The 21,711-nt window shown below is 56.6% G+C and carries 19 protein-coding genes; 4 read left to right on the top strand and 15 right to left on the bottom strand.

The genetic code is table 11. The annotated features are described in order from the left end of the window. Positions 1-7 precede the first annotated feature (7 nt). From GOV89_RS04115 to GOV89_RS04105, 3 genes are all read right to left on the bottom strand, one after another. Complete coding sequence (locus tag GOV89_RS04115; protein WP_171234212.1) at positions 8-439, bottom strand: universal stress protein; 432 nt, start codon at positions 437-439, stop codon at positions 8-10. After that, positions 436-3,045, bottom strand: a complete 2,610-nt coding sequence (locus GOV89_RS04110; RefSeq protein WP_171237534.1) for a TRAP transporter permease — start codon at positions 3,043-3,045, stop codon at positions 436-438. Before GOV89_RS04110 ends, GOV89_RS04115 begins: the two co-directional genes overlap by 4 nt. A 98-nt stretch (positions 3,046-3,143) precedes the next feature. Then, complete coding sequence (locus GOV89_RS04105; RefSeq protein WP_171237533.1) at positions 3,144-4,112, bottom strand: TAXI family TRAP transporter solute-binding subunit; 969 nt, start codon at positions 4,110-4,112, stop codon at positions 3,144-3,146. Between the two features lie 396 nt (positions 4,113-4,508). On the opposite strand from GOV89_RS04105, the gene GOV89_RS04100 reads away from it, so the two are divergent. Continuing rightward, positions 4,509-4,856 (top strand): hypothetical protein, encoded by a 348-nt coding sequence (locus tag GOV89_RS04100; RefSeq protein ID WP_171237532.1) that lies wholly within the window; start codon positions 4,509-4,511, stop codon positions 4,854-4,856. A 127-nt stretch (positions 4,857-4,983) separates the two neighbouring features. On the opposite strand, the gene GOV89_RS04095 is transcribed toward GOV89_RS04100, so the two are convergent. From GOV89_RS04095 to GOV89_RS04080, 4 genes are all read right to left on the bottom strand, one after another. Then, positions 4,984-5,865 carry a fructose bisphosphate aldolase gene (locus tag GOV89_RS04095; RefSeq protein ID WP_171237531.1) on the bottom strand — a complete coding sequence of 294 codons (882 nt, stop codon included), beginning with the start codon at positions 5,863-5,865 and terminating at the stop codon, positions 4,984-4,986. A gap of 73 nt (positions 5,866-5,938) precedes the next feature. Then, a complete protein-coding gene (locus tag GOV89_RS04090; RefSeq protein ID WP_171237530.1) occupies positions 5,939-7,288 on the bottom strand; it encodes a cytochrome P450 in 1,350 nt (449 codons plus the stop codon). After that, on the bottom strand, positions 7,285-8,499 hold the full coding sequence (locus GOV89_RS04085; RefSeq protein WP_171237529.1) for a hypothetical protein: 1,215 nt from the start codon (positions 8,497-8,499) through the stop codon (positions 7,285-7,287). The genes GOV89_RS04090 and GOV89_RS04085 overlap by 4 nt, the downstream gene beginning before the upstream one ends. A gap of 62 nt (positions 8,500-8,561) precedes the next feature. Further along, positions 8,562-9,314 carry a cytochrome c biogenesis CcdA family protein gene (locus GOV89_RS04080; RefSeq protein ID WP_171237528.1) on the bottom strand — a complete coding sequence of 251 codons (753 nt, stop codon included), beginning with the start codon at positions 9,312-9,314 and terminating at the stop codon, positions 8,562-8,564. A gap of 106 nt (positions 9,315-9,420) precedes the next feature. On the opposite strand from GOV89_RS04080, the gene GOV89_RS04075 reads away from it, so the two are divergent. After that, positions 9,421-9,654: a sulfurtransferase TusA family protein gene (locus GOV89_RS04075; RefSeq protein ID WP_171174194.1), complete on the top strand. Its 234-nt coding sequence runs from the start codon at positions 9,421-9,423 to the stop codon at positions 9,652-9,654. A gap of 48 nt (positions 9,655-9,702) precedes the next feature. Here the strand turns inward: GOV89_RS04075 and GOV89_RS04070 are convergent, their stop codons facing one another. The 7 genes from GOV89_RS04070 to purC all read right to left on the bottom strand — a co-directional run bounded on the left by GOV89_RS04070 (position 9,703) and on the right by purC (position 19,253). Continuing rightward, complete coding sequence (locus tag GOV89_RS04070; protein ID WP_171237587.1) at positions 9,703-12,633, bottom strand: ribonuclease E/G; 2,931 nt, start codon at positions 12,631-12,633, stop codon at positions 9,703-9,705. Positions 12,634-13,140: 507 nt separating this feature from the next. Further along, positions 13,141-14,475, bottom strand: coding sequence for a sigma-54 dependent transcriptional regulator (locus GOV89_RS04065; RefSeq protein WP_050603452.1), 1,335 nt, complete (start codon positions 14,473-14,475; stop codon positions 13,141-13,143). Positions 14,476-14,487: 12 nt separating this feature from the next. Next, positions 14,488-16,266, bottom strand: a complete 1,779-nt coding sequence (locus tag GOV89_RS04060; RefSeq protein ID WP_171174196.1) for an ATP-binding protein — start codon at positions 16,264-16,266, stop codon at positions 14,488-14,490. 36 nt (positions 16,267-16,302) lie between these two features. Then, positions 16,303-16,971, bottom strand: a complete 669-nt coding sequence (gene purQ, locus GOV89_RS04055; protein WP_171237527.1) for a phosphoribosylformylglycinamidine synthase subunit PurQ — start codon at positions 16,969-16,971, stop codon at positions 16,303-16,305. An 11-nt stretch (positions 16,972-16,982) separates the two neighbouring features. Continuing rightward, entirely contained in the window at positions 16,983-18,026 is a 1,044-nt protein-coding gene (locus tag GOV89_RS04050) for a zinc-dependent alcohol dehydrogenase family protein (RefSeq protein ID WP_171234203.1), read from the bottom strand. Positions 18,027-18,030: 4 nt separating this feature from the next. Further along, entirely contained in the window at positions 18,031-18,261 is a 231-nt protein-coding gene (gene purS / locus GOV89_RS04045; protein ID WP_171234565.1) for a phosphoribosylformylglycinamidine synthase subunit PurS, read from the bottom strand. A gap of 236 nt (positions 18,262-18,497) precedes the next feature. Then, entirely contained in the window at positions 18,498-19,253 is a 756-nt protein-coding gene (gene purC, locus GOV89_RS04040; RefSeq protein ID WP_171234202.1) for a phosphoribosylaminoimidazolesuccinocarboxamide synthase, read from the bottom strand. Between the two features lie 187 nt (positions 19,254-19,440). Between purC and GOV89_RS04035 the strand changes: the two genes are divergently transcribed. Then, positions 19,441-19,758: a DUF1476 domain-containing protein gene (locus GOV89_RS04035; protein WP_171174201.1), complete on the top strand. Its 318-nt coding sequence runs from the start codon at positions 19,441-19,443 to the stop codon at positions 19,756-19,758. Positions 19,759-19,880: 122 nt separating this feature from the next. Further along, positions 19,881-20,894, top strand: a complete 1,014-nt coding sequence (bmt, locus tag GOV89_RS04030; RefSeq protein WP_171237526.1) for a betaine--homocysteine S-methyltransferase — start codon at positions 19,881-19,883, stop codon at positions 20,892-20,894. Between the two features lie 11 nt (positions 20,895-20,905). On the opposite strand, the gene GOV89_RS04025 is transcribed toward bmt, so the two are convergent. Next, the gene (locus tag GOV89_RS04025; protein ID WP_171237525.1) at positions 20,906-21,682 is read right to left on the bottom strand and encodes an enoyl-CoA hydratase-related protein; all 777 of its coding nucleotides are present in this window, start codon (positions 21,680-21,682) and stop codon (positions 20,906-20,908) included. Positions 21,683-21,711 lie beyond the last annotated feature (29 nt).

The following is a 21,711-nucleotide window of genomic DNA, read 5'->3' as shown; positions in this document are numbered from 1 at the left end:
AATCGGCTCAGCGCACGACGTAAACCGAAACCGTCGAATGTCGCACCACGCGCGAGGCATTGGGGCCAAGAAGGTAATCCTTGAAATCCGGTTTATGCGCGCCGATCACAATCAGATCTGATCCAGCGCTTTCAGCAGTTTTCAGGATCTCCTGATAGGCCGTTCCTGTCGCGACGACGTGGCGAATATGCTCATTCTGCTCTGCCCCAAGAGCCTTGATACACAGGGCGGTCAGAGTGGTCTGCGCCTCTTCCAGTGCCTTGTCGTGGAAGTCGGGCTCAAAGAAACCCGACACCCAGCTCTCACCGAAATCCGGTAACACTGTCACAACATCCAACTGCGCGCCTTCCAAATCCGCAAGCGCGGCCGCCTTTTGGAGGACCGGCACATCAATCTCGCCATTGCTGATGTCAATGGCACATAGAACCGAACGTGTCATGCAAGCACCTCTTGTCTTGCGGCGCGGCCGCGTTGCAACAGCGCGATAAGGCCCAGAAGAACCATCGCGGGAATATAGATCAGCTGCTTAGGTGGCTGGCTGGATGGCAGGCTGACCGAGGTCAAACGCACGGCCTCATCCCCATAATAGTCGAAGTTGCCCAAATCGTCCGCAACAGGTGTGCCAAACAGCGGTTCTTCCAACTTAACCAGACCGTCCTCGGGGAACAGCAGCAGGCCCATCGCCTCGACCCGTGCAGCACCACCTTCTTCTTCGCCCACAGTGACGACAACGGTTGTATCCACCATTTCAAGCGTATCGAAGTCAGGCCCGGACACCACAAGCCGCATCTCTGTACCGGGTGGAACCTGACCGATTGTTTCTTCGAACGCAGCAGGCTCAACCGTCTGGAACGGAGGTGAAATGCGGTCCATGAAAAAGTCCGGCCTGAACAAGGCAAAGGCCACAAAGATCAGCGCGATGCTTTCATAGATCCGGCTGTGCGTCAGGAAGTAACCCATTGTACCGGCGGTAAAGACCAGAATGGCTATGGTCGCGAATATGGCGACGATTATGCCTTCGACCCATGTCACATCGATCAACAACAGGTCCGTGTTGAAGATGAACACAAACGGCAAGGCCACGGTGCGCAAGCTGTAGAAGAACGCCGTGAAGCCGGTTTTGATCGCGTCCCCGCCCGAGACAGCAGCGGCCGCGAAGCTGGCCAGACCCACAGGCGGCGTCACGTCCGCCATGATGCCGAAGTAAAAGACAAACAGGTGGACGGCGATCAGAGGAACGATCAGCCCGCTTTGCGCACCCAGTTCGACCACAACGCCCGCCATCAGCGAACTGACGACGATATAGTTCGCCGTGGTCGGCAGGCCCATGCCCAGGATCAGGCTGAGGATACCGACCATGATCAGCATCAGGATCAGATTGCCGCCCGAAAGGAACTCGACCAGATCGGCCATAACCTGTCCTACACCGGTCAGCGTCACCGTACCCACGATCACACCCGCCGTGGCGGTGGCCAAAGCGATCCCGATCATGTTCCGCGCCCCGTCGATCAGGCCCTGCCACAGGTCAGCCACACCGTCGATAAAGCGATTGTACACATCGCTTTCGCCGCGGAAGATCGCCTTGAGCGGTTTTTGCGTCAGCAGGATCACGAACAGTAACGCGGTTGCCCAAAAGGCCGACAAACCGGGAGATTTCTGTTCGATCATCAGGAAGTAGACCAGCACGATAATCGGCAACAGATAGTGCAGACCTGCCTTGTAGATGTCAGCAATGACCGGCAGTGTGACTTCTTTGGCGTTTGGATCGTCGGGCTCAAGATCCGGCACCTGAGCGGCCAGATAAAGCAGCACAACATAGATCGCGCAAACGATCAGGCTGAGGATCAATCCCGCCGCGGAAGGTGCCCAACTTGTCACCGCATCCACCGGGAATTGCGAGCTATAGCACAGACCGGCAAACACCAAGAAGAAAGACAACATACCGACTACGGTCCGCGCCAGATGCACATCCCGATCGCCCAGAGTTGGCATGTTCCGCTTAACCGCTTCAAGATGGACGATATAGACCAGAGCGATGTAGGAAATCGCAGCAGGCAGGAAGGCGTGGGTAATGACCTCGACATACGAGATGCCCACATATTCCACCATCAGGAAGGCCGCAGCGCCCATAACCGGTGGCATGATCTGGCCATTCACCGAAGACGCGACCTCGACCGAGCCAGCTTGTTCGCTGGAAAAACCCACGCGTTTCATCAACGGAATGGTGAATGTGCCGGTGGTTACAACATTGGCAATTGATGAACCCGAGATCAGACCAGTAGCAGCCGAGCCCACAACAGCCGCCTTCGCAGGACCGCCACGCAGATGGCCAAGCGCCCCGAAGGCCATCTTGATGAAATAGTTCCCTGCCCCGGCCTTATCCAACAAGGCCCCGAACAATACGAACAAAAAGACGAATTTCGTGGAAACGCCAAGTGCGATGCCAAACACGCCTTCGGACGTGATCCACATATGGCTCATGGCCTTTTTAAGGCTCGCGCCCTTCCAGCGGATCACCTCGGGAACGTATTCGGATGAACCAAAGAAAACATAGGCCAGAAAGATCGTCGCGATGATCGCCATGGCTGGGCCAAGCGCACGACGCGCGGCCTCAAAAAGCAACAGCAAACCGCCCAAAGCGACCCACTTGTCCGTATCATCGGCCAGCCCACCCGCATTGACGATCTTGTCGTAGAAGAAATAGCCGTAAAGTGCGACGAACGCGCCCAAAAGACCCATAATCCAGTCCTGGATCGGGATATAACCGCGCGGGCTTGATTTTAACGCCGGGTAAGCCGCAAAGGCCAGGAACATCGCAAAGGCCAGATGGAACTGACGCGAGTTGTTCACAACGCTTCCGGGAAGAACATAGTTCGAGATTGGTGAGGCCAGAACAACCTGAAAAATCGACCAGATCGCCGCCACGATGGCCAGAAATATCCCTACATTCCCGACTGGATTACGCCCACCGGCGTCGGAAGATGCGACCAGATCCTGAAGCTCTTCTTCGGATAGCGGACGATTGGATTGTGTGTCGGAACTCATGCAATGTCTCCCCGTCACGGCCTTTTTCGGCCTTTTGGAACCCCGTTTAACACGGGTTGCGTGCAGGGCGCCCGAGGGCACCCTGCGTCAGGTCTGGCTTACTGAATCCAGCCTTTTTCTTTGTAGTACTTCTCGGCACCCGGATGCAGCGGTGCCGACAGGCCGTCCGCGATCATCTCTTCAGGCTTGAGGTTGGCAAATGCAGGGTGCAGCTTTTTGAAGTCATCGAAGTTCTCGAAGACCGAGCTGACAACCGCGTACACAGCGTCTTCCGACACGTCCGCCGAAGTCACAAAGGTTGCGCCCACACCAAAGGTCGACGTGTCGCCGTCAGATCCACGGTACATGCCACCGGGAATGGTTGCGGTGCGGTAGAACGAGTTGTCGTTGACCAGTTTGTCCACAGCTTCCCCGCTGACATTCACCAGAACCGAGTCACACGCGGTGGTGGCTTCTTGAATCGAACCCGAAGGGTGACCGACGGTGTAAACCATCGCATCGATCTGGTTGTCGCACAGTGCGGCCGACTGTTCAGCCGCCTTCAGTTCGGTCGCCAGTTCGAAATCGCCCGTGGTCCAGCCCATTTCACCCAGCAGAACCTCCATTGTGCCCCGCTGACCGGAACCGGGGTTGCCGATGTTGACGCGCTTACCTTTCAGATCTTCGAATTTGGTGATGCCGGAATCTGCGCGGGCCACAACGGTGAACGGCTCGGGGTGAACCGAGAATACCGCACGCAGGTTTTCGAACGGGCCAGCCTCTTCAAACTTCGAGGTGCCGTTATAGGCATGGTACTGCCAGTCGGACTGCGCCACACCAAACTCCAGCTCGCCTTCGCGGATGGTGTTGATGTTGTAGACCGAACCACCGGTCGATTCGACCGAGCAGCGCACGCCATGTTCCTTGCGGCCCTTGTTCACCAGACGGCAGATTGCGCCCCCTGTCGGGTAATACACGCCGGTTACGCCACCGGTGCCGATTGTGATGAACTCTTCCGCATATGCGGCCGGCGCCATCATGGCTGCGGTCACAAACGCGCCGAGGCTCAGTTTGCTGCTGTTTTTCATGTGTTAACTCCCACTTTTTTATCTGGCAGTTGGAACCCAAATAAGTCGTCCTGCTCAGGGAAGCGTGCCGATAATACAAACCGGCCCGTCCCGCAACAGGTACAACTCTTTGAATTTTCCATTGTCTCCCAACCCTTAAGAGGTTTCATTCAGAGACACCGATTGTCAAGGCCAGCGCCAAGATTGATCCCGCCAATCCGCATATATGAGCTTAATTTCCAAAGTTTCCCCTTCGGCCTGCCAGAAACCATCCTGTTTTCCTGGCAACACTTTAAGTTCAAACATACGCCTCATTCCTGGCGCAAATAACAGGCACCTGCACGCCAGGTTCGGTCATAATGATTGCCCATTTTGCCGGACCGAGCGAACAGAAAACCCCCAAATTTGGAACTCGAAATGGCAAAGAAATACCTCTGCGTGCTCGCAATAACAGCGATGGCGGCCACTCCGGCTTTGGCCAAGAGCACACTACACGACGATGATTTTTCGATGGAATGTGTCTCGGATGTAGATGGCAGCAACGTTACATTGAAAAGGTCAGGTGGTTCGGACAAAGGTTTCATTTCCACAGGTGATCTTGAAGGCGAGGCTGCAATTTACCCTGTCGGAGAATCGATGACATTTCTGTTGATGCAGGACGGACAGGTCGTCACATTTGTGGTGAACTACGACAGTTTGAAATACGACATGATGGTCAAAGGTGCGGCCCAGAAATTTGATCGCGGCACCTGCCCCGCGTCCTGAAGCACGCACAAGGCCGAAGTCTATACTTCTCTTACACTGTGTTGATTTCAACTGGTGGAATTCAGACGCACGGTTGAAACGGAAAAAGCGGCGCAACTGCGCCGCTTTTATCATTTATTTCTGAAAGTTAGGCCGATGCCTTAAAGATTTTATCTATGTTGCTACCCAAAGCTGTATTGAACTCGGCATCAGATTGCTGTTTCGACAGACCTTCTGTCAGCGCACGCGAAAACGACGCGATCATCTTGCCGTTCTGACCCAGCAGATCACACGCTTGTTCGGTCGAATACCCACCTGACAAAGCAACGACGCGCACGACACGCGGGTGATCAGCCACTTCATCATAAAGGTTTGCCGTGCTCGGGATCGTCAGTTTCAACATGACGTCCTGTCCCTCGGTCAACTGATCCAGGTTTTTCAGGATTTCAGCCTTCAGCATCTCTTCCGCCTCGGCCTTGGTTTCCGAGTTGATATTGACCTCGGGCTCGACAATCGGAACCATCCCTGCCGCAACAACCTCGCGGGCCACGTCAAATTGCTGTGCCACAACGGCAGCGATGCCTTCGGCGTTGGCTTCATGAATTACCGAACGTTCCTTGGTGCCAAACACACCCTCTGCCTTGGCCAGCGTTTCGGCCAGACCCGGGATCGGTTTCATCATCTGGACGCCATTGGCAGTCTCTTCCAGACCTTTGTCGATTTTCAGGAACGGAACGATACCTTTGACCGACCAAAGGTAATCTGCAACCTTGCGGCCGTCGATTTCTTCACCCAGCGTACGTTCGAACAGGATCGCACCGATCACTTTGTCCTTGGTGAAATCGTCCGCCAGAATGATCCGCGCGCGCATGTTCTGGATTTCGCCGAACATCTCTTCTTCCGACGCGTAAGCCGACGCGTCCACCCCATAAAGCGCCAGCGCCTTGGGGGTCGATCCACCGCTTTGATCCAGTGCGGCGATAAAGCCTGCTCCGTTGGACATCTGCGCGCGCTGTTCTGCTTTGGACATAATGATTTCCCGTTCAAGAATGATTCCGATTTCATTCCTCGCATACAGCACGGCGATGGACGATGGTAGTTTGTTAGCGCTCAACCAACCTCAACCATATCCCGTCCTTGGACCGAACGGTCAGATGCGCCACCGGAACCGGTGTTTTTCCGGGGATTGTTTCGAATTTGAATTGGCGCAACAGCATCGACAGGATCAAGGGCCCCTCAACCATCGCAAACCCCGCCCCAGTGCACACTCTTGGTCCGGCAGAGAACGGAATGTAGGCATTGCGTTGACATGTTTTGCCGTTCTCTGTCTTCCAGCGCGAGGGATCGAACTCGTCGGGATTGTCCCAAAGCCTTTCTTGCCGATGCAGGTGCCAGAGGCTGACGACAATTGGAGAGCCTTTTGGAACGTCCCTGTCCCGGAACCGTTCGGGACATTGCGACTGGCGCACCATCATCGGCACCGGTGGATAAAGCCGCAACGCCTCTCGAAACACATCTCGGGTGACGTTCAGCCTGGACATGGCTGTAAAAGACGGATTCTGAAATGCCTGGGCCTCTTCCGCGACTTTCTCCTGCCAGTCGGGGTACAGAGCCAGCAGATAAAGCGCCCAGGCTAGGGCCGAGGCGCTGGTTTCATGGCCCGCCAGAAAGAAGATCGCGACCTGATCAATCATCTCGTCGGTTTCAAAACACTTCCCCGTGGCGGGATCGGGAGTTGTCATGATTTTCGTGGCCAGGTCGTTTGGTGCCGTCCCATCAGCAATGGCTGCAGCACGATCCGCTGTAAGTTTCTGGATCAATTTCCTGATATCATGCGCATTCCGCCGTGTGTCTCTGGAATGCAGACGGGGAACCCAACGCGGCAGAGGCACAAAGGCCGCAAGGTTCAAAAGTGGTTGCTGCCGTTGATAGGCACGAAACTTCTGAAACACTTTCGCCGCTGTTTCATGCTCAATGGGTACCGAGAACAGTGTTCTGAAAATGACATCTGCGGCGACATGGCTGGTGATTTCTTCTACTTCAATCTCCGCTCCAGCACAGGAGTGCAGCCGACCCGCGCAGGCTTGTGAGGCGTCTCGCATCGCCGGAAACGTGTCTTTCAACCGCCCTCCTGCGAAAGCTGGGTCAATGATACGACGTTGTCGCTTCCATGCTTCACCGTTTGTCAGAAAAACAGACTCACCCAAAAGCGGTCGCAATCCTTCGCTGATCCGGTTGGATTTCGGGAAATCATCAGATCTTTTTTTCAACACCAGATCAACAAGTTCCGGCTGATTGATCATGTAAGATCTAAAGAACGGCGTTCGAAATTCCGCCATCCACGCGCGATAGAGACGATGGGGTTGTGCTGAAAGCAGGTCTTTCCGAAACAGTCTCAGATACTGCCAAAGCGAAACTTTGTTTGGGCGTGGGGTCGGTTTTGGCGGGATCATGCGTGAACCGTAGTGTATTTTGAAACGGGCTGATCAATACGTGACGGTGAAGGCGCGCGCCCGGCAAATCGTGCAGCCAAGGTTTGGGGGCCCGCGGTGATCCGAAAATAATCGTATGCACCCGGACGGTCAAAGGCGCAGAGATACTGAAAATGCAGCTTGAAGAACCGCCAGCGGTCCGCCTTCCAGCGCTCAGGGGACAGTGTCTGAGTAAACGCTGCCGACAAAACCAAGGGCCATTTCTTTTCTGGGCCGCCCACACCGCTGACCGCAACCGGGTCGCATAGCGCAAAGGCGCAGCCATCGCCGGGGGCGGTAAAATCGACCCATGTCACAGTGGGTTGCTGGGACAGAAACTGCAAATCCGCGCGTAAACGGTGTGCGTTTGGCAGGAAGGAAACCATGGGAACCACCTGCCCCAAAGTCAGAAACGACAAAACCGGGCCTCGGTCATACACGCCACAATCGCGGATCAAATCGGCCAGAACCGACACCCCCAGATGCGCGCCAGAGCTGTGGCCGATCACCAAAACCTCGTCTACCTCTTCAGTCAAAGCGTCTTTGATCAGGTCTTGGAATGTGTCCAGCCGCGCCTGCAACTGCGGCGGAGTTTCCCCCTTCAACTGCGCAGAATACGCGTAGTCATGCATCAGGTAATAGGCAAACAGCCGGTTGTCGATTGTGCGAAACCAACGCAACACGGCATAAGCTAGGACACCCACCGGAACCAAAGCCCACGGCCCGACCATTGGGGCAAGCAGTTTCGCCATCGCCCACGCAACCAGCAGCGCGGCCAGCAATTGCAAAAGCAACATGCCAACCGGATACAGCGCAGCAATCACCGGCCCTTTCCTCAGCCCCATCAACCGACGCAGAGTACCCGTTGAGATGTAGGTCCAAGCGGTTCGAGCCAGTTGCAGATAGGTGGAAAGGATCGATCCCGTCATGCTGTCCCGCACGATGTCCGACCAGACCAGCACATCAACATCCGTGTGCACCCGTTCACCATCCTGAAGCGACGTGACATGCCAGCCAAAAACCTCGGACCGCTGCTTGGCTGAGACAGAAATCTCGTAGCCGGAAATCTCGGCCTGGGCCTGTGACTCAGACCGATACAACTCGCGATATCGTCGGGGCGGAAAGGGATCATAACCGGGTATGTAAAACACCCGACGTTTGCGCACCCGAGGCTGATTTGTCTGACTGCTCATGCCCTTACCTTCTGTCGTGCAGGTTAACGCAGGCTTGAGGTCAAGGTAAGGGGGTCAGCGGCTCATCCAAAATTTGCCAAAGCCGGGAAGGTTTCCAGCAACCACCAACTGAACCGGGTAAAGAGGCCTGTGATCAGCATGATACCCACGAACAAGAGCAAGCCGCCCATAACCTTTTCGATCGTGCCCATGTAAGGCTTGATGCGGTTCATGACGGTCATGGAGCGATTCAGGAACATGGCCGCCAGAAGGAATGGAATGCCCAAGCCTGCCGCATAGACGCCCAGCAACACTGTACCACGCGCCACTGACGCCTCATTTGCTGCTAGCGAAAGGATTGCACCTAACTGAGGCCCAATGCAGGGTGTCCAGCCAAAAGCAAACGCCAGACCCAGAATGTAGGCGCCAAAAACCGAGCCACCGGATTCACCGGTATCAATCCGCGCCTCGCGGTCCAGAAACGGGATGCGGAAAACGTTCAGAAAATGCAGGCCGAACACGATCACCACCGCGCCCGAGAGCTTGGCGAAAAGCACCTGATTTTGCAGAACAAACGCCCCAAAGGCCGACGCGGTGAAGCCCAAAAGCAGAAAGACGGTCGACAGCCCCATCACAAAAAACAACGCCGACAGGGTTGCCTTACGCCGCGCGCGGGCTTCATCCTGCATCTCGTTGATTGTGACGCCGCTCATATACGCCAGATAGGGCGGCACAATGGGCAGCACGCAAGGCGATAGAAAGCTGATCAAGCCGCCCAGAAGGGCGACGAACATGGCGGGGATCAATCCCGCGTCTATGATTTCAATTCCGAACATGTCTCTGCACATAAGTGATGAAGGTCGATCCGTCACGGGGCCATTCAGTCACATCCTCGTGGTTGGAATCTGGACAATATTTCAACTTGGTCCTATCCCGAATGACATGACCGAGATTACAGAAACGTTGGACGCCCTTGGGCTTTTGTGTCCTCTGCCCGTCCTCAAAGCCCGCAAACGGCTTAAATCCTTGCCTGCAGGGGCCGTACTGCGTGTTTTGGCCGATGACCCGGCGGCTATCGTCGATGTCCCGCATTTCTGCGCCGAGGCTGGGCATACATTGTTGTCGCAAGATCTTGATGGTGCGCATCAGATTTACTTGATTCAAAAATCTGTCTGAAAACCCTTGCGCCAACGAAAAAAAGCGGGCCCATCAGCCCGCCTTTCATTATTTACCCAATGACCACCATCCGCGCCGTTTCGGCTTGGCAGGTCCCGGTTCCGGTTCTTCCGCTACGGTTTCCAGCACGGGTTCGGGCGTTTCTTCCACTGGCGCTTCTGCGGCGGGCTCAACCTCATTCGCAGTAGGTTCTTCAACCGCTTTTGCTGCGGTTGATTCCACATCCGCAGCGGGTTCTTCGACGGTTGCATCCGCAACGATGGCTTTGTCGGCCGCATCCGCAACGCTGGCCTCTTCGGCAATCACCGGTTCTTCAACCGCAGGTTCAGGTGCCGCAACAAACGCCTCGCCTTGCTCCTGAGCGACCTCTGTCACGTCACCCTCAGGGGTTTCGGCACCTTTTTCTGCCGCAGGTGCATCCGTTACCGTCTCAGCTTCGGCAACTGCTGTTTCAGCCTGTTCGACCGTTTCTTCTGCTATTGCGTCTTTCTTCCGACGACGTGGCGCGCGCTTGCGCTTGGGCTTGGCAGGTTTTTCTTCGTCAGCGGCTTCTGCCTCGACAACCTCAGTCGCAGCTTCTTCATCGGTGGCCTCGCCCTCAGAAGCCTCCTGTGTCTCGTCGTCATTGCCGTCGCTGGATTGCTCTGTCGCATCCCCATTGCCCCCGCCCTTCTTGCGGCGACGACGACGGCGCTTGCGCTTGGGCTTGGATTCCTCCTCTGCCTGGGCAACTTCGTCTTCGGCGACTTCTTCGTCCGACGAATCCACCAAATCCATCAGTGATGCATCGACGGATACAACAGGCGCAGTGGCTTCCGGCACAATCCGACTGGCGGTCTTGAATTTCTCCATCGAGAAATCGGGGCTGACCAAATGAACGTCACCCTCGATCCGCACCGACAGACCGTACCGCGCCTCAATCTGTGCAATGTGCTCGCGCTTTTGATTCATAAGGAAGTTGGCGATGCTGACAGGGCAGCGCACCAGAACCTCACGCGACCTACGGCGGGTTCCTTCCTCTTCGATCTGACGCAGAATCGACAGGGCCATATTGTCGTCCGAACGGATCAAGCCGGTTCCATGACAGGCCGGGCATGGCTGAGTCGTGGCCTCGATCATACCAGGGCGCAGGCGCTGACGGCTCATCTCCAACAGACCAAAGCCCGAAATCCGGCCAACCTGAATACGCGCCCGATCAGTTTTCAGCTTATCCTTCAGACGCTTTTCAACCGCTGCGTTGTTCTTGCGCTCGTCCATGTCGATGAAATCGATGACAATCAGACCGGCCAAGTCACGCAGACGCAATTGACGGGCAACTTCTTCGGCGGCCTCCAGGTTGGTCTTCAGCGCGGTTTCCTCGATCGAGCCTTCCTTGGTCGCCCGACCCGAGTTCACGTCGATCGCCACCAAAGCCTCAGTGACACCGATCACAATGTAGCCACCGGATTTCAGCTGAACCGTCGGGTTGAACATCCCTGCCAGATAGCTTTCGACCTGATACCGCGCGAACAGAGGCAGGGCATCCTCATACCGTTTCACGTTCTTAGCGTGAGACGGCATGATCATTTTCATGAAGTCCTTGGCGATGCGGTATCCGCCCTCACCCTCGACCAGGACCTCGTCGATATCGCGGTTATAAAGATCGCGGATCGACCGTTTGATCAGGTCGCCTTCTTCATAGATCTTTGCAGGCGCAATCGATTCCAGTGTCAGGGCGCGGATCTGCTCCCACAAGCGCTGCAGGTATTCGTAGTCGCGCTTGATCTCGGACTTGGTGCGCTTGGCGCCCGCTGTACGAATGATCAAACCGGCCCCGGTCGGGACATCAATGTCCGCGGCAATTTCTTTCAGTTTCTTGCGGTCGGCGGCGTTGGTGATTTTGCGGCTGATACCGCCACCGCGCGCAGTGTTCGGCATCAATACGCAATAGCGACCGGCCAAAGACAGGTAGGTTGTCAGTGCAGCGCCCTTGTTGCCGCGCTCTTCCTTGACCACCTGCACCAGCAGGACCTGACGAACCTTGATAACTTCCTGAATCTTATAGCGACGCGGTCGAGGTTTGCGCGGTGGACGGATGTCTTCGCTGTCATCCTCATCCGCTACGGATTCAATTGAATCATCCTTCGAAGACGCATCGGCCCCCGTGCCTTCGGCGCCTTCTTCATCCGCGTCCTGATCATCGGCGGAGTCTGAGGAGGTTTCAACCGAGGTATCATTATCTTCAACAGCCGAAGCCTCTGCCGCTTCCTCATTCGCTTTGTCCGAAGCTTCCTCGGCTTGATCTACGACATCTGCTGACGCCTCATCCGAGGTTTCAGCAGGCTCTTCGGTGGTCTCACCAGCAGCGTCGTTGACCCCTTCAGCTTCATCAGTCGCGTCATCGACCTCAACAACAGCCGCTTGCTCAGCGTCGTCAGATACAGCGTCCGACGGGGTCGCATCGCTGTCTTCCGGCTCTTCTACCGGTGTTTCCGCGACAATCTCCATGGGCGAGGTTCCCTCGGGCACCTCTGCATCCGTATCTTCGCCGTCGGCCAGATCGATGGTTTCCATACCAGTCGGCTCGGATGAAACTTCCATCGTTTCAACCGGATCGTCCGATTTCACATCGGCCGCCTTGGACCGCGACCGAGACCGCCGTTTCTTGGGCTTGGATTCTTCGGCTTCATCACGCGCCTTCATCGCCTCGGCGTAGGCGCGTTCTTCCTCCATCAATGCCTCACGGTCGGCGACGGGGATCTGGTAATAGTCTGGATGAATTTCCGAAAACGCCAGGAATCCATGCCGGTTCCCGCCATAATCGACAAACGCCGCCTGAAGCGACGGCTCAACCCGTGTTACTTTTGCAAGATAGATGTTGCCAGCAAGCTGGCGCTTGTTTTCGGACTCAAAATCGAACTCCTCGACCTTGTTTCCGTCGACCACCACGACGCGGGTTTCCTCCGAGTGGGTGGCATCGATAAGCATTTTCTTAGCCATGTTTCCTTGGTGCACCGCGCCAAACGCGTTGTCCTGACCTGTCCAGGCGGACAGGCGCATTTGGGGAGGTGTCTTGTCAGGGCGATTTCGGACGGCGCGCGGCAAGGTCTGGCGCTGTGGCCCCCTGCCCGTTCTCTCAATCGTTGCGCGCGCGTCATCGCGGTTCTTCTCCGACAGGCGCGTATGACCGCTGCCTGCCCATTTATTCCTTTCGCCCAAGGGTCCTGGGCTCAGGTACTACACTGCCCCGTTCGGGGCACAATCGGCCTGCTGAACCGCGAGGGCTTGATCCTCATCAACAGATCAGCAGCGAAACTCAAAAATTCGGGTCTTATGGGCGTCAAATTCGCCTGGCCCGTTCGCACACCATAAAAGCAACCCTGTGGAAAAGACAATGGGCAAACTGCATTCCGCGAAAATGCGCGCGGGCGGATCCCTTTCATCTGGCTAAAAATACCTCGGGGGAGTCGCCCAAGGCGACGGGGGCAGCGCCCCCATTCGCGTCACTTAAAGATAGTCTGAACGCTGAAGACCATATTTGGCCATTTTTTCATTCAGCGTCCGGCGCGGCAGGCAGAGTTCGTCCATAACAGACGCAATCGAGCCTTTGTGGCGGCGCATCGTATTGTCGATCAGCATCCGCTCGAACGCTTCGACATATTCCTTCAGCGGCTTACCTTCGGTGGTCATCACCGGCTGCATCTCTTCATGGTCCGACATCAACAGCGACGCAATCGTTCCCGATCCACGGCGCGATTGCAGCACGGCGCGCTCGGCAATATTGATCAATTGGCGCACGTTGCCCGGCCAGGGCGCTTGCAACAGCTGCGCTGCTTCCTGAGCGCTGACCTGAGGCGCATCACAACCGTATTCCTCGGCAAACTGCTCGCTGAGGCGCGTGAAGAGGGTCAGAATGTCCTCACCTCGCTGACGCAGTGGCGGCATCGTGATCCGCAACGCGGCCAGTCGGTAAAACAGATCAGGGCGCAGAACATCCTCAGAGGTTTTTCCCGCTTCCTGCAGATTCGAAATCGCAACGATCCGGGTCTCGGCAGGCGTGCCCTGCTCGTTCATCACGCTCAGCAGCTTGGCCTGTAACGTATCGCTCAGCGCCTCAACATCTTCCAGCACCAGCGTGCCACCGCGCGCTTCTTCGATTGCGGGCAATTGCGCATCCTCGGGCATCATCGGGCCAAACAACCGTTTGGCCAGCGCATCTTCCTCGAGCGCTGCGCAGGATACCAAAACAAACTTCTTGCCCGCGCGGCTGCCCACCGCATGCAGCGCATGCGCCACCAGCGTCTTGCCGGTTCCGGTCTCGCCGTCGATCAACACATGTCCGTCGGCCTGCCCAAGGTCCAGAATATCCTCTCGCAACCGCTCCATCACCGGGCTGGCACCGATCAGCTTATTCATGATCTGCGTGCCACCCGACAGCTCGCGTCGCAGTGCACGGTTGTCCAATGTCAGGCGACGGGCATTGCTGGCGCGCTTGGCCAGTTCGGACATGCGATCGGGATTGAATGGCTTTTCGAGGAAATCGAACGCACCGACACGCATCGCCTCGACCGCCATTGGAACATCACCATGTCCGGTGATCATGATCACAGGCAGGGTGCTGTCGGCGCCCATCAATTTTTTCAGAAGCTGGATGCCATCCATCCCCGGCATTTTGATATCCGAAATCACGATCCCCGGGTAATCCGGCCCCAAAACCTTGAGCGCATCTTCCGCACTGGCAAAGGTTTCAGTGTCATATCCGGACAAAGCAAGCCACTGGCTGATCGACTGGCGCATGTCCTGTTCGTCATCCACAATGGCAATTTTCATGGCCTGTGCCATAGTCATTCCTCGTTATTCCGCGGCCTCAAGGCCGTCGCTTCCCAGTGCTGGCAACTGCATTTCAAACACCGCGCCGCCGTATTGTGCATTGCGCGCAGTCAGCCGTCCCCCATGGTCGTTCACGATCCCAGACGAGATAGCAAGCCCCAGACCTACGCCATCTCCAGGCTGTTTGGTGGTATAGAACGGCTCGAACAGGTTCTCGATATCCTCGATACCATGCCCGTTGTCGCGCACGGTCAGGACCGCCATGTCGCCCGCCGCCAGGATGATTTCCACATCCGGCTCTGCTACTGATTTGGTGGCATCCAGCGCATTTCGCAAGAGGTTGACCATCACCTGCTCGATCCGCATCCGGTCCCCCATCACCATCACAGGTTCTTCCGGCAGGATCTGAGTGATCTTCACATGACGCTGACGCAGTTGGGGCTCCATCATAGACAAGGCCGAGGCCAGCGCTTCACCAAGATTTACAGGCGAAAACGCATCCGCCCCTTTGCGTGCATAAGACTTAAGCTGGCGCGTGATCGCACCCATCCGTTCGATCAGGCCATCGATGCGCCCAAAGCTGGCCAGCGCCTCTTCCGGTCGGTTGCGCCGCAACAACAGACGCGCCCCGGCGAGATATGTTTTCATTGCAGCCAGAGGTTGATTGAGCTCGTGACTGACCGCAGCCGACATCTCGCCCAACGCCGCCAATTTCGAGCTTTGCGCGAGGGTCTGTTCTGCCAAATCCAGCGTCTTTTCAACCCGTTCCCGCTCAGCAATTTCTCGCTGTAGCCGCGCGTTCAATGCGCGAAGCTCTGCCGACTCGCGCTGAAACAGGGCCATGCGCAAGGTGGCCCGACGGCTGAGCGCATAGAACGTCAGCGCCAGAAGAATCGCAAAACCCATGATTTCCAGCGCAAGAACGCTGTTCACCTTTTCGCGGATCGACTCAAAGGTGGTGAAAGATGTCATCTGCCAACCCCGGAACGGGATGCGTGTTTCCATCCGCATCACCGCCTCGCCTTGCAGGTACGCGTCAGGTGGCAAAGCCGTCCAGTCGGTTGTGGCCCGAATGGCGCGTTGAATTGCGCCCTGCGGCGGCTGGCGCAGCATTGCCGTGCTTTCTTCCAAGCCGCGCCAACGTGGCTCGGTGGACAGGATGATCGTTCCGGTGCTGTCCGTGACCATCACCGCGTCTGATATACCGGCCCATGCGCGCTCGAATTTCTGAAGATCCACCTCAACAACGATGACACCCAGAATTTCCGATCCATTTTCCAGTCGCCGGGAATACACAAAACTGTATCCGCCGGATTCCTTCGGAATGACGGAAAAAATTGTCGCGTTTGATCGGACGGCGTCCACAAAATATGCGGTATTTCTGTGCCCTTCGCCTAGTCTGTTCCGATCGGTCGCCGCGACTGTCCGACCGTCGCTGTCCAGCAGCATCAAGGATGCGGCGCCGATTTCTTCTACAAAAGAGATCAACCGCTGCGTTGAAAGCGTGTAGTCACTGGATTGTAGGGCGGAAATCAAGGTTGGGTCACGAGCCAGCAACTGCGGCACGATTGAGTTTCGTCGCAATTCGCTGAGCAAGTTTCCGGAATACAAGGCCAGCCGTAGTTCAGCCCGGTTTCGGGTGGATTCCGTGAACCTGTCAGTCAACAGGCGGTTGGTAATCCAGACCGTTGCGATTGTTGCGACTAGCAACACCAGCACAGACAGGCGCAGCCGCCAGCCCAGTGGCGCACCACGAAACGGTTTCAACAGATTTGACCAGGCTGATCGCACGTCCGAGTTCATGTCCAGACGTTAAGCGCGGGCGCGCGTGACCTCAAGTCACGCCGCTTCAAACACGCCCGACAATGCGCGGAACAGCGCCGCCCCGTCGGTGCCACCGTGACCTTCGTCAGCGGCCCGTTCGGGGTGCGGCATCATTCCCAGCACACGGCGGTTTTCCGACAGAATGCCAGCAATATCACCCACCGAGCCGTTGGGATTCTCGGTATAGGTGAACGCGATACGGTCTTGATCCTGCAATGCCGACAGCGTTTCGTCGTCCGCAAAGTAATTGCCGTCGTGATGTGCAATCGGAATGCCGATCACGTCACCCGCATTGTAGCCGGCGGTAAACACGCTATCGCTGGTTTCAACCTTCAGGCCCACTGTTTTACAAATGTACTTCAGCCCGGCATTGCGCAGCAACGCGCCTGGCAGGATGCCCGTTTCTGTCAAAACCTGGAAACCGTTACAGATACCAACTGCATATCCGCCACGTTCGGTATGATTCACAACCGCTTTGCAGATCGGTGACTTGGCAGCGATGGCCCCGCAGCGCAGATAGTCGCCATACGAAAAGCCGCCCGGTACGCCCACGATATCTACACCGTCGGGCAACGCTGCGTCTTTGTGCCAGACCATATCAACCTTGAAACCGGCCTGCTCAAAAGCGACGGCGAGGTCTCGGTCACAGTTGGATCCGGGGAATACGATTACGGCTGCGCGCATGGCGGGCCCTCCTACGAGACAAAATCAGTAACCACCGCAACGCCCGGAGGGGTCGGATGATCAAAGGCGGCAAGCTCAGCGCTTACCTGGTTGAGAGATATTTTACGCGTGACCAGTGGGCTCAGGTCGATCCCGCCCCCTGCGATCATCGACAACAAGGACGGATAACGCCAGCTTGGCATTCCCCGTGTACCGAAAACAGAAAGCTGGCCAGAGTACAGCACATCCATTGGCAGTGCCATCTGGGTGTGATCCCCCGCAGGCATTCCGATCTGCACCATGCGCCCCAGTTTGCGAAGGGACCGCATCGCGGAGACAGTCGTCACTTCAATGCCCAAGGCTTCAATTGCAACGTGCGCGCCGCCGCCAGTGATGTCCTTCACGGCTTGCGACGCATCACAGGTCGTCGCATTCACGACCGCGTCCGCGCCCAGAGACATGGCATAATCCAGCTTGTCGTCTGCGATATCGACCACCACAACCCGTGCACCAAGGGCCTTGCCCAACAGCAGGGTCGAGATTCCAACGCCACCGCCACCAAAGACCGCAATCCATTCCCCACCCTGAACCTGCGCCCGTCCGACCAATGCCTGCCATGCTGTCGTCACCCGGCACCCAAGGGCGGCCGCCACTTCGGGCGCAATGCTGTCGGGCAACAATGTAAGGTTAGCATCCGCATGGGCTACAGCAATGTATTCGGCAAAGGCGCCATCGCAGGTGAACCCAGGCACAATCTGATCGTTGCAGATTGTCTGATGCCCCTGCGCACAATCCGCGCAATGCCCGCAAGCCAGAATGAAGGGAGCAATCACCCTGTCGCCAACCCGCCACCGGGTAACGCGCGCGCCGACCGCAACAACCTCGCCACAATATTCATGACCAGGTGTCATTGGCAGAATAACGTCTGGATCTGCGCCGGACCACGCGTGCCAGTCAGACCTACATACGCCACAGGCCAGAACCCGAACCACCACACCGTCTTCGGCGGGTTCGGGGTCGGGTACCGTCGTAACCTCAAGTGGTTGGCGATAGGTGATCAGACGCGCGGCCCGCATTCGGTCAGACCAGTTCGATCTCGTAGCGTTCAATGACCGTGTTGGCCAACAGCTTTTCGCACATTTCGGTGACATCCGCTTCGGTTGCACCTTCGGTCAGTTCAAGGTCGATCACCTTGCCTTGACGTACACCTTCGACCTTATCAAAGCCCATTGCGCCCAATGCGTGCCGAACAGCTTCGCCCTGCGGGTCCAGTACCCCGTTCTTGAGCATCACATGCACCCGTGCTTTCATTTTGGCAACTCCACCTTCGGGCCGCAATCCATGGCCCATTTCGTTGCGCGGGGGATAGCGTGCCTGACCGTTTTCGACAACCCTGTTTCCCAAGCAGTTTGCCGCAGTTGTCATCAAGCGAAGCGACTCTTTCGGTTAATCACCAACAGATGAACCTTCCGATAACGCAAAAACCAAAATGCGCCGCGGTTTTTGCCGCAGCGCAGTTTAGTTGACACATAAGTCTCCGGAACGGATCAGTTGATCAGTGTCGGCTTGGTGACATTGGTATTCGGAAGCACACCCAACCGGCGCGCGACTTCTGAATATGCATCGGTCAGGTTGCCCAGATCGCGGCGGAACACATCCTTGTCCAGCTTCTGGCCGGTCTCAATATCCCACAGGCGGCAGCTGTCGGGGCTGATTTCGTCAGCCACGATCAGGCGCTGATAGTCGCCATCGAACACGCGTCCGATCTCGATCTTGAAGTCCACCAGCCGAATACCAACTGCCAGCATCACGCCGCTCATGAAATCGTTCACCCGCAGAGCAATGCTGAGGATGTCGTCCATGTCCTGCTGGCTGGCCCAACCAAAGGCCGCGATATGTTCTTCTGTAACCAGAGGATCACCCAGCGCGTCGTCCTTGTAGCAATATTCGACGATCGGGCGCGGCAGCTGTGTCCCTTCTGCTATGCCCAGACGTTTTGACATCGATCCGGCGGCATAGTTTCGAACGATCACTTCCAACGGAACGATTTCGCAATTGCGCACCAGTTGTTCGCGCATGTTCAGGCGGCGAATAAAGTGGTTCGGAATACCGATTTGGGTCAGGCCGTTCATAAAGAACTCGGACAGGCGATTGTTCAATACGCCCTTGCCGTCAATAACGTCCTTCTTTTCCGCGTTAAACGCGGTGGCGTCATCCTTGAAATACTGCACAATTGTGCCCGGTTCGGGACCTTCATACAGAATCTTGGCCTTACCTTCGTAAATTTTTTTGCGACGCGCCATAAGCGACCTTTCCAGTCTGAGCAGAGGGATTGAGTCCCCTCTCGTTGGCGTTCTCTTAGTGCAAGCCCCGTTTTCTCGCAAGTTCATGTACCCGAGAGGCTTTGACGCAGCGCAAATACCTTGCGCACGGGACGTCGTATGGTCATATCATCAGGAAACAAGATGTAACCCAAGAGGTCCTCACCCAATGACCACGTTCGACGAACGCGAAAACGCCTTTGAAGCCAAATTTGCTCATGACGAAGAAATGCAGTTCAAGGCCCAGGCCCGCTGCAACAAACTACTGGGCCTATGGGCGGCAGAGAAACTGGGCAAAACCGGTGCCGATGCCGAAGAATACGCAAAGACGGTTGTAATCGCCGATTTTGAAGAAGCCGGGCACGAGGATGTTGTGCGCAAGGTTTCAGGCGATTTGGGTAGCTTGTCCTCGGATGACGAAATTCGGGCGAAAATGGCCGAGCTTTTGCCAGAGGCCAAAGCGCAGGTTCTGAGCGAGACCGACTAAACGATTAGCGCCTGACTCATGATCTTCATGAGTTTTATGAATTTGATTTGACGCCCCTGTCGTGTGACATGGGGCGTCTCTATTTTTTAACGGCGATTTGCGCCTTTTTCTGGAATACCCCAATGACAAATGCGCTGAGCAAGCTTCTGGACACCAATGATGCCATTCTGGCGGATGGAGCGACTGGAACAAACCTGTTCAACATGGGCCTGCAATCCGGCGATGCGCCTGAACTCTGGAACGTGGACGCTCCCGAAAAAATCAAAGCCCTGTATCAGGGTTCCGTCGATGCGGGCAGCGATCTTTTCTTGACCAATACGTTCGGTGGCACATCGGCGCGGCTCAAATTGCATAACGCACAGAATCGCGTGGGCGAACTGAACCGCATCGGTGCGGAACTTGGGCGTGAAGTTGCGGACAAGGCGGGACGCCCCGTTGTGGTCGCTGGATCCGTTGGCCCGACCGGCGAGATCATGGAACCCGTCGGAAGCTTGTCTCATTCCGAAGCGGTGGAAATGTTCCACGAACAAGCCGCAGCACTGAAAGAAGGCGGAGTGGATGTGCTGTGGGTCGAAACCATCAGCGCGCCCGAAGAATTCCGCGCCGCCGCCGAAGCGTTTGCGCTGGCCGATATGCCCTGGTGTGGCACCATGAGCTTTGACACAGCGGGTCGCACAATGATGGGTGTCACCTCGGCTGATCTGGCGCAACTGATTGAAACGCTGCCAAACCCGCCCATCGCATTCGGAGCCAATTGTGGAACCGGCGCATCGGATATTCTGCGCACTGTTCTGGGCTTTGGCGCACAGGGCACGGAACGTCCTCTGATCTCAAAAGGTAACGCGGGCATTCCGAAATACGTGGATGGCCACATCCACTATGACGGTACACCCGAATTGATGGGGCAGTATGCAGCTATGGCGCGCGACGCAGGTGCTACGATCATTGGCGGTTGCTGCGGGACCATGCCCGATCACCTGCGCAAGATGCGCGAGGCGCTGGACACCACATCCCGCGGCGAGCGCCCCACCCTGGAACAAATCACTGATGCGCTTGGTCCGTTTACTTCGGCCTCGGACGGAACCGGCGATGATGCTGCACCCGAGCGCCGAGCGCGCCGCCGCCGCCGCGCCTAAATTCGACCTATTCAGCGCCCTTCGAATTTCGGAGGGCGTTTTTCCATGAATGCCACCACACCTTCGGCGAAATCGCGCGAGCGACCGCATTCGCCTTGCAGATGCGCTTCGGTCGCAAGCTGCTGAGGCAGGGTGTTTTCATATGTCCCACGAACAGCTTGCTTGATCGCGCCATAGGCGGCGGTCGGACCTTTGGCCAGGTATTCCGCCCGTTTGCGCCAATGCGCAGCGAAGCCTTCATCAGGGATGGCCTCCCAGATCAGACCCCAATCATCTGCCTGCCGTGCGCTGATCTTGTCGGCAAACAAGGCCGCCCCCATCGCCTTGGCCAGCCCCATTTGACGCGGCATGAACCACGTTCCGCCGGCGTCGGGCAGCAACCCAATCCGCGAAAAGGCCTGCAGGAAATAGGCGCTTTCGGCAGCAATCACTACATCCGCGCACAGGGCAAGGTTGGCTCCTGCCCCAGCCGCAGCTCCGTTCACGGCCGCAATCGTGGGCACCGGACAGCTGTGAATCGTCTCCAGCATCGGCTCATATTCGTCCCGCAACGAACGTTCCAAGTCAATCTTGCCGGTTGACGACGCATCACCCAAATCCTGTCCCGAGCAAAAAGCAGGTCCAGCGCCGGTGATCACGATGCACCGGGCTCGGGTCGCCGCATCTTTCATTGCGTGAGTGATTTCAGCTCGCATCTGAGTTGTCAGAGCGTTCATCTTGTCAGGTCTGTTCAATGTCAGAACTGCCAGCCCGTCAGAAATATCCAGAACAACCGTTTCGTATTTCATTAAAACCCTCCCGTCGCGCCTTGCGTTTT

It is taken from the genome of Ruegeria sp. HKCCA5763 (assembly GCF_013034545.1).
In the GTDB taxonomy this organism is placed as follows: domain Bacteria; phylum Pseudomonadota; class Alphaproteobacteria; order Rhodobacterales; family Rhodobacteraceae; genus Ruegeria.
Note: the sequence above shows the minus strand (reverse complement) of the source record. Positions and strands in the feature narration are given on the sequence as shown.

Coding starts and splice junctions, on each gene's coding strand:
- GOV89_RS04115 (WP_171234212.1), bottom strand. CDS start 439: ATGACACGTTCGGTTCTATGTGCCATTGACATCAGCAATGGCGAGATT.
- GOV89_RS04110 (WP_171237534.1), bottom strand. CDS start 3,045: ATGAGTTCCGACACACAATCCAATCGTCCGCTATCCGAAGAAGAGCTT.
- GOV89_RS04105 (WP_171237533.1), bottom strand. CDS start 4,112: ATGAAAAACAGCAGCAAACTGAGCCTCGGCGCGTTTGTGACCGCAGCC.
- GOV89_RS04100 (WP_171237532.1), top strand. CDS start 4,509: ATGGCAAAGAAATACCTCTGCGTGCTCGCAATAACAGCGATGGCGGCC.
- GOV89_RS04095 (WP_171237531.1), bottom strand. CDS start 5,865: ATGTCCAAAGCAGAACAGCGCGCGCAGATGTCCAACGGAGCAGGCTTT.
- GOV89_RS04090 (WP_171237530.1), bottom strand. CDS start 7,288: ATGATCCCGCCAAAACCGACCCCACGCCCAAACAAAGTTTCGCTTTGG.
- GOV89_RS04085 (WP_171237529.1), bottom strand. CDS start 8,499: ATGAGCAGTCAGACAAATCAGCCTCGGGTGCGCAAACGTCGGGTGTTT.
- GOV89_RS04080 (WP_171237528.1), bottom strand. CDS start 9,314: ATGTTCGGAATTGAAATCATAGACGCGGGATTGATCCCCGCCATGTTC.
- GOV89_RS04075 (WP_171174194.1), top strand. CDS start 9,421: ATGACCGAGATTACAGAAACGTTGGACGCCCTTGGGCTTTTGTGTCCT.
- GOV89_RS04070 (WP_171237587.1), bottom strand. CDS start 12,633: ATGGCTAAGAAAATGCTTATCGATGCCACCCACTCGGAGGAAACCCGC.
- GOV89_RS04065 (WP_050603452.1), bottom strand. CDS start 14,475: ATGGCACAGGCCATGAAAATTGCCATTGTGGATGACGAACAGGACATG.
- GOV89_RS04060 (WP_171174196.1), bottom strand. CDS start 16,266: ATGAACTCGGACGTGCGATCAGCCTGGTCAAATCTGTTGAAACCGTTT.
- purQ (WP_171237527.1), bottom strand. CDS start 16,971: ATGCGCGCAGCCGTAATCGTATTCCCCGGATCCAACTGTGACCGAGAC.
- GOV89_RS04050 (WP_171234203.1), bottom strand. CDS start 18,026: ATGCGGGCCGCGCGTCTGATCACCTATCGCCAACCACTTGAGGTTACG.
- purS (WP_171234565.1), bottom strand. CDS start 18,261: ATGAAAGCACGGGTGCATGTGATGCTCAAGAACGGGGTACTGGACCCG.
- purC (WP_171234202.1), bottom strand. CDS start 19,253: ATGGCGCGTCGCAAAAAAATTTACGAAGGTAAGGCCAAGATTCTGTAT.
- GOV89_RS04035 (WP_171174201.1), top strand. CDS start 19,441: ATGACCACGTTCGACGAACGCGAAAACGCCTTTGAAGCCAAATTTGCT.
- bmt (WP_171237526.1), top strand. CDS start 19,881: ATGACAAATGCGCTGAGCAAGCTTCTGGACACCAATGATGCCATTCTG.
- GOV89_RS04025 (WP_171237525.1), bottom strand. CDS start 21,682: ATGAAATACGAAACGGTTGTTCTGGATATTTCTGACGGGCTGGCAGTT.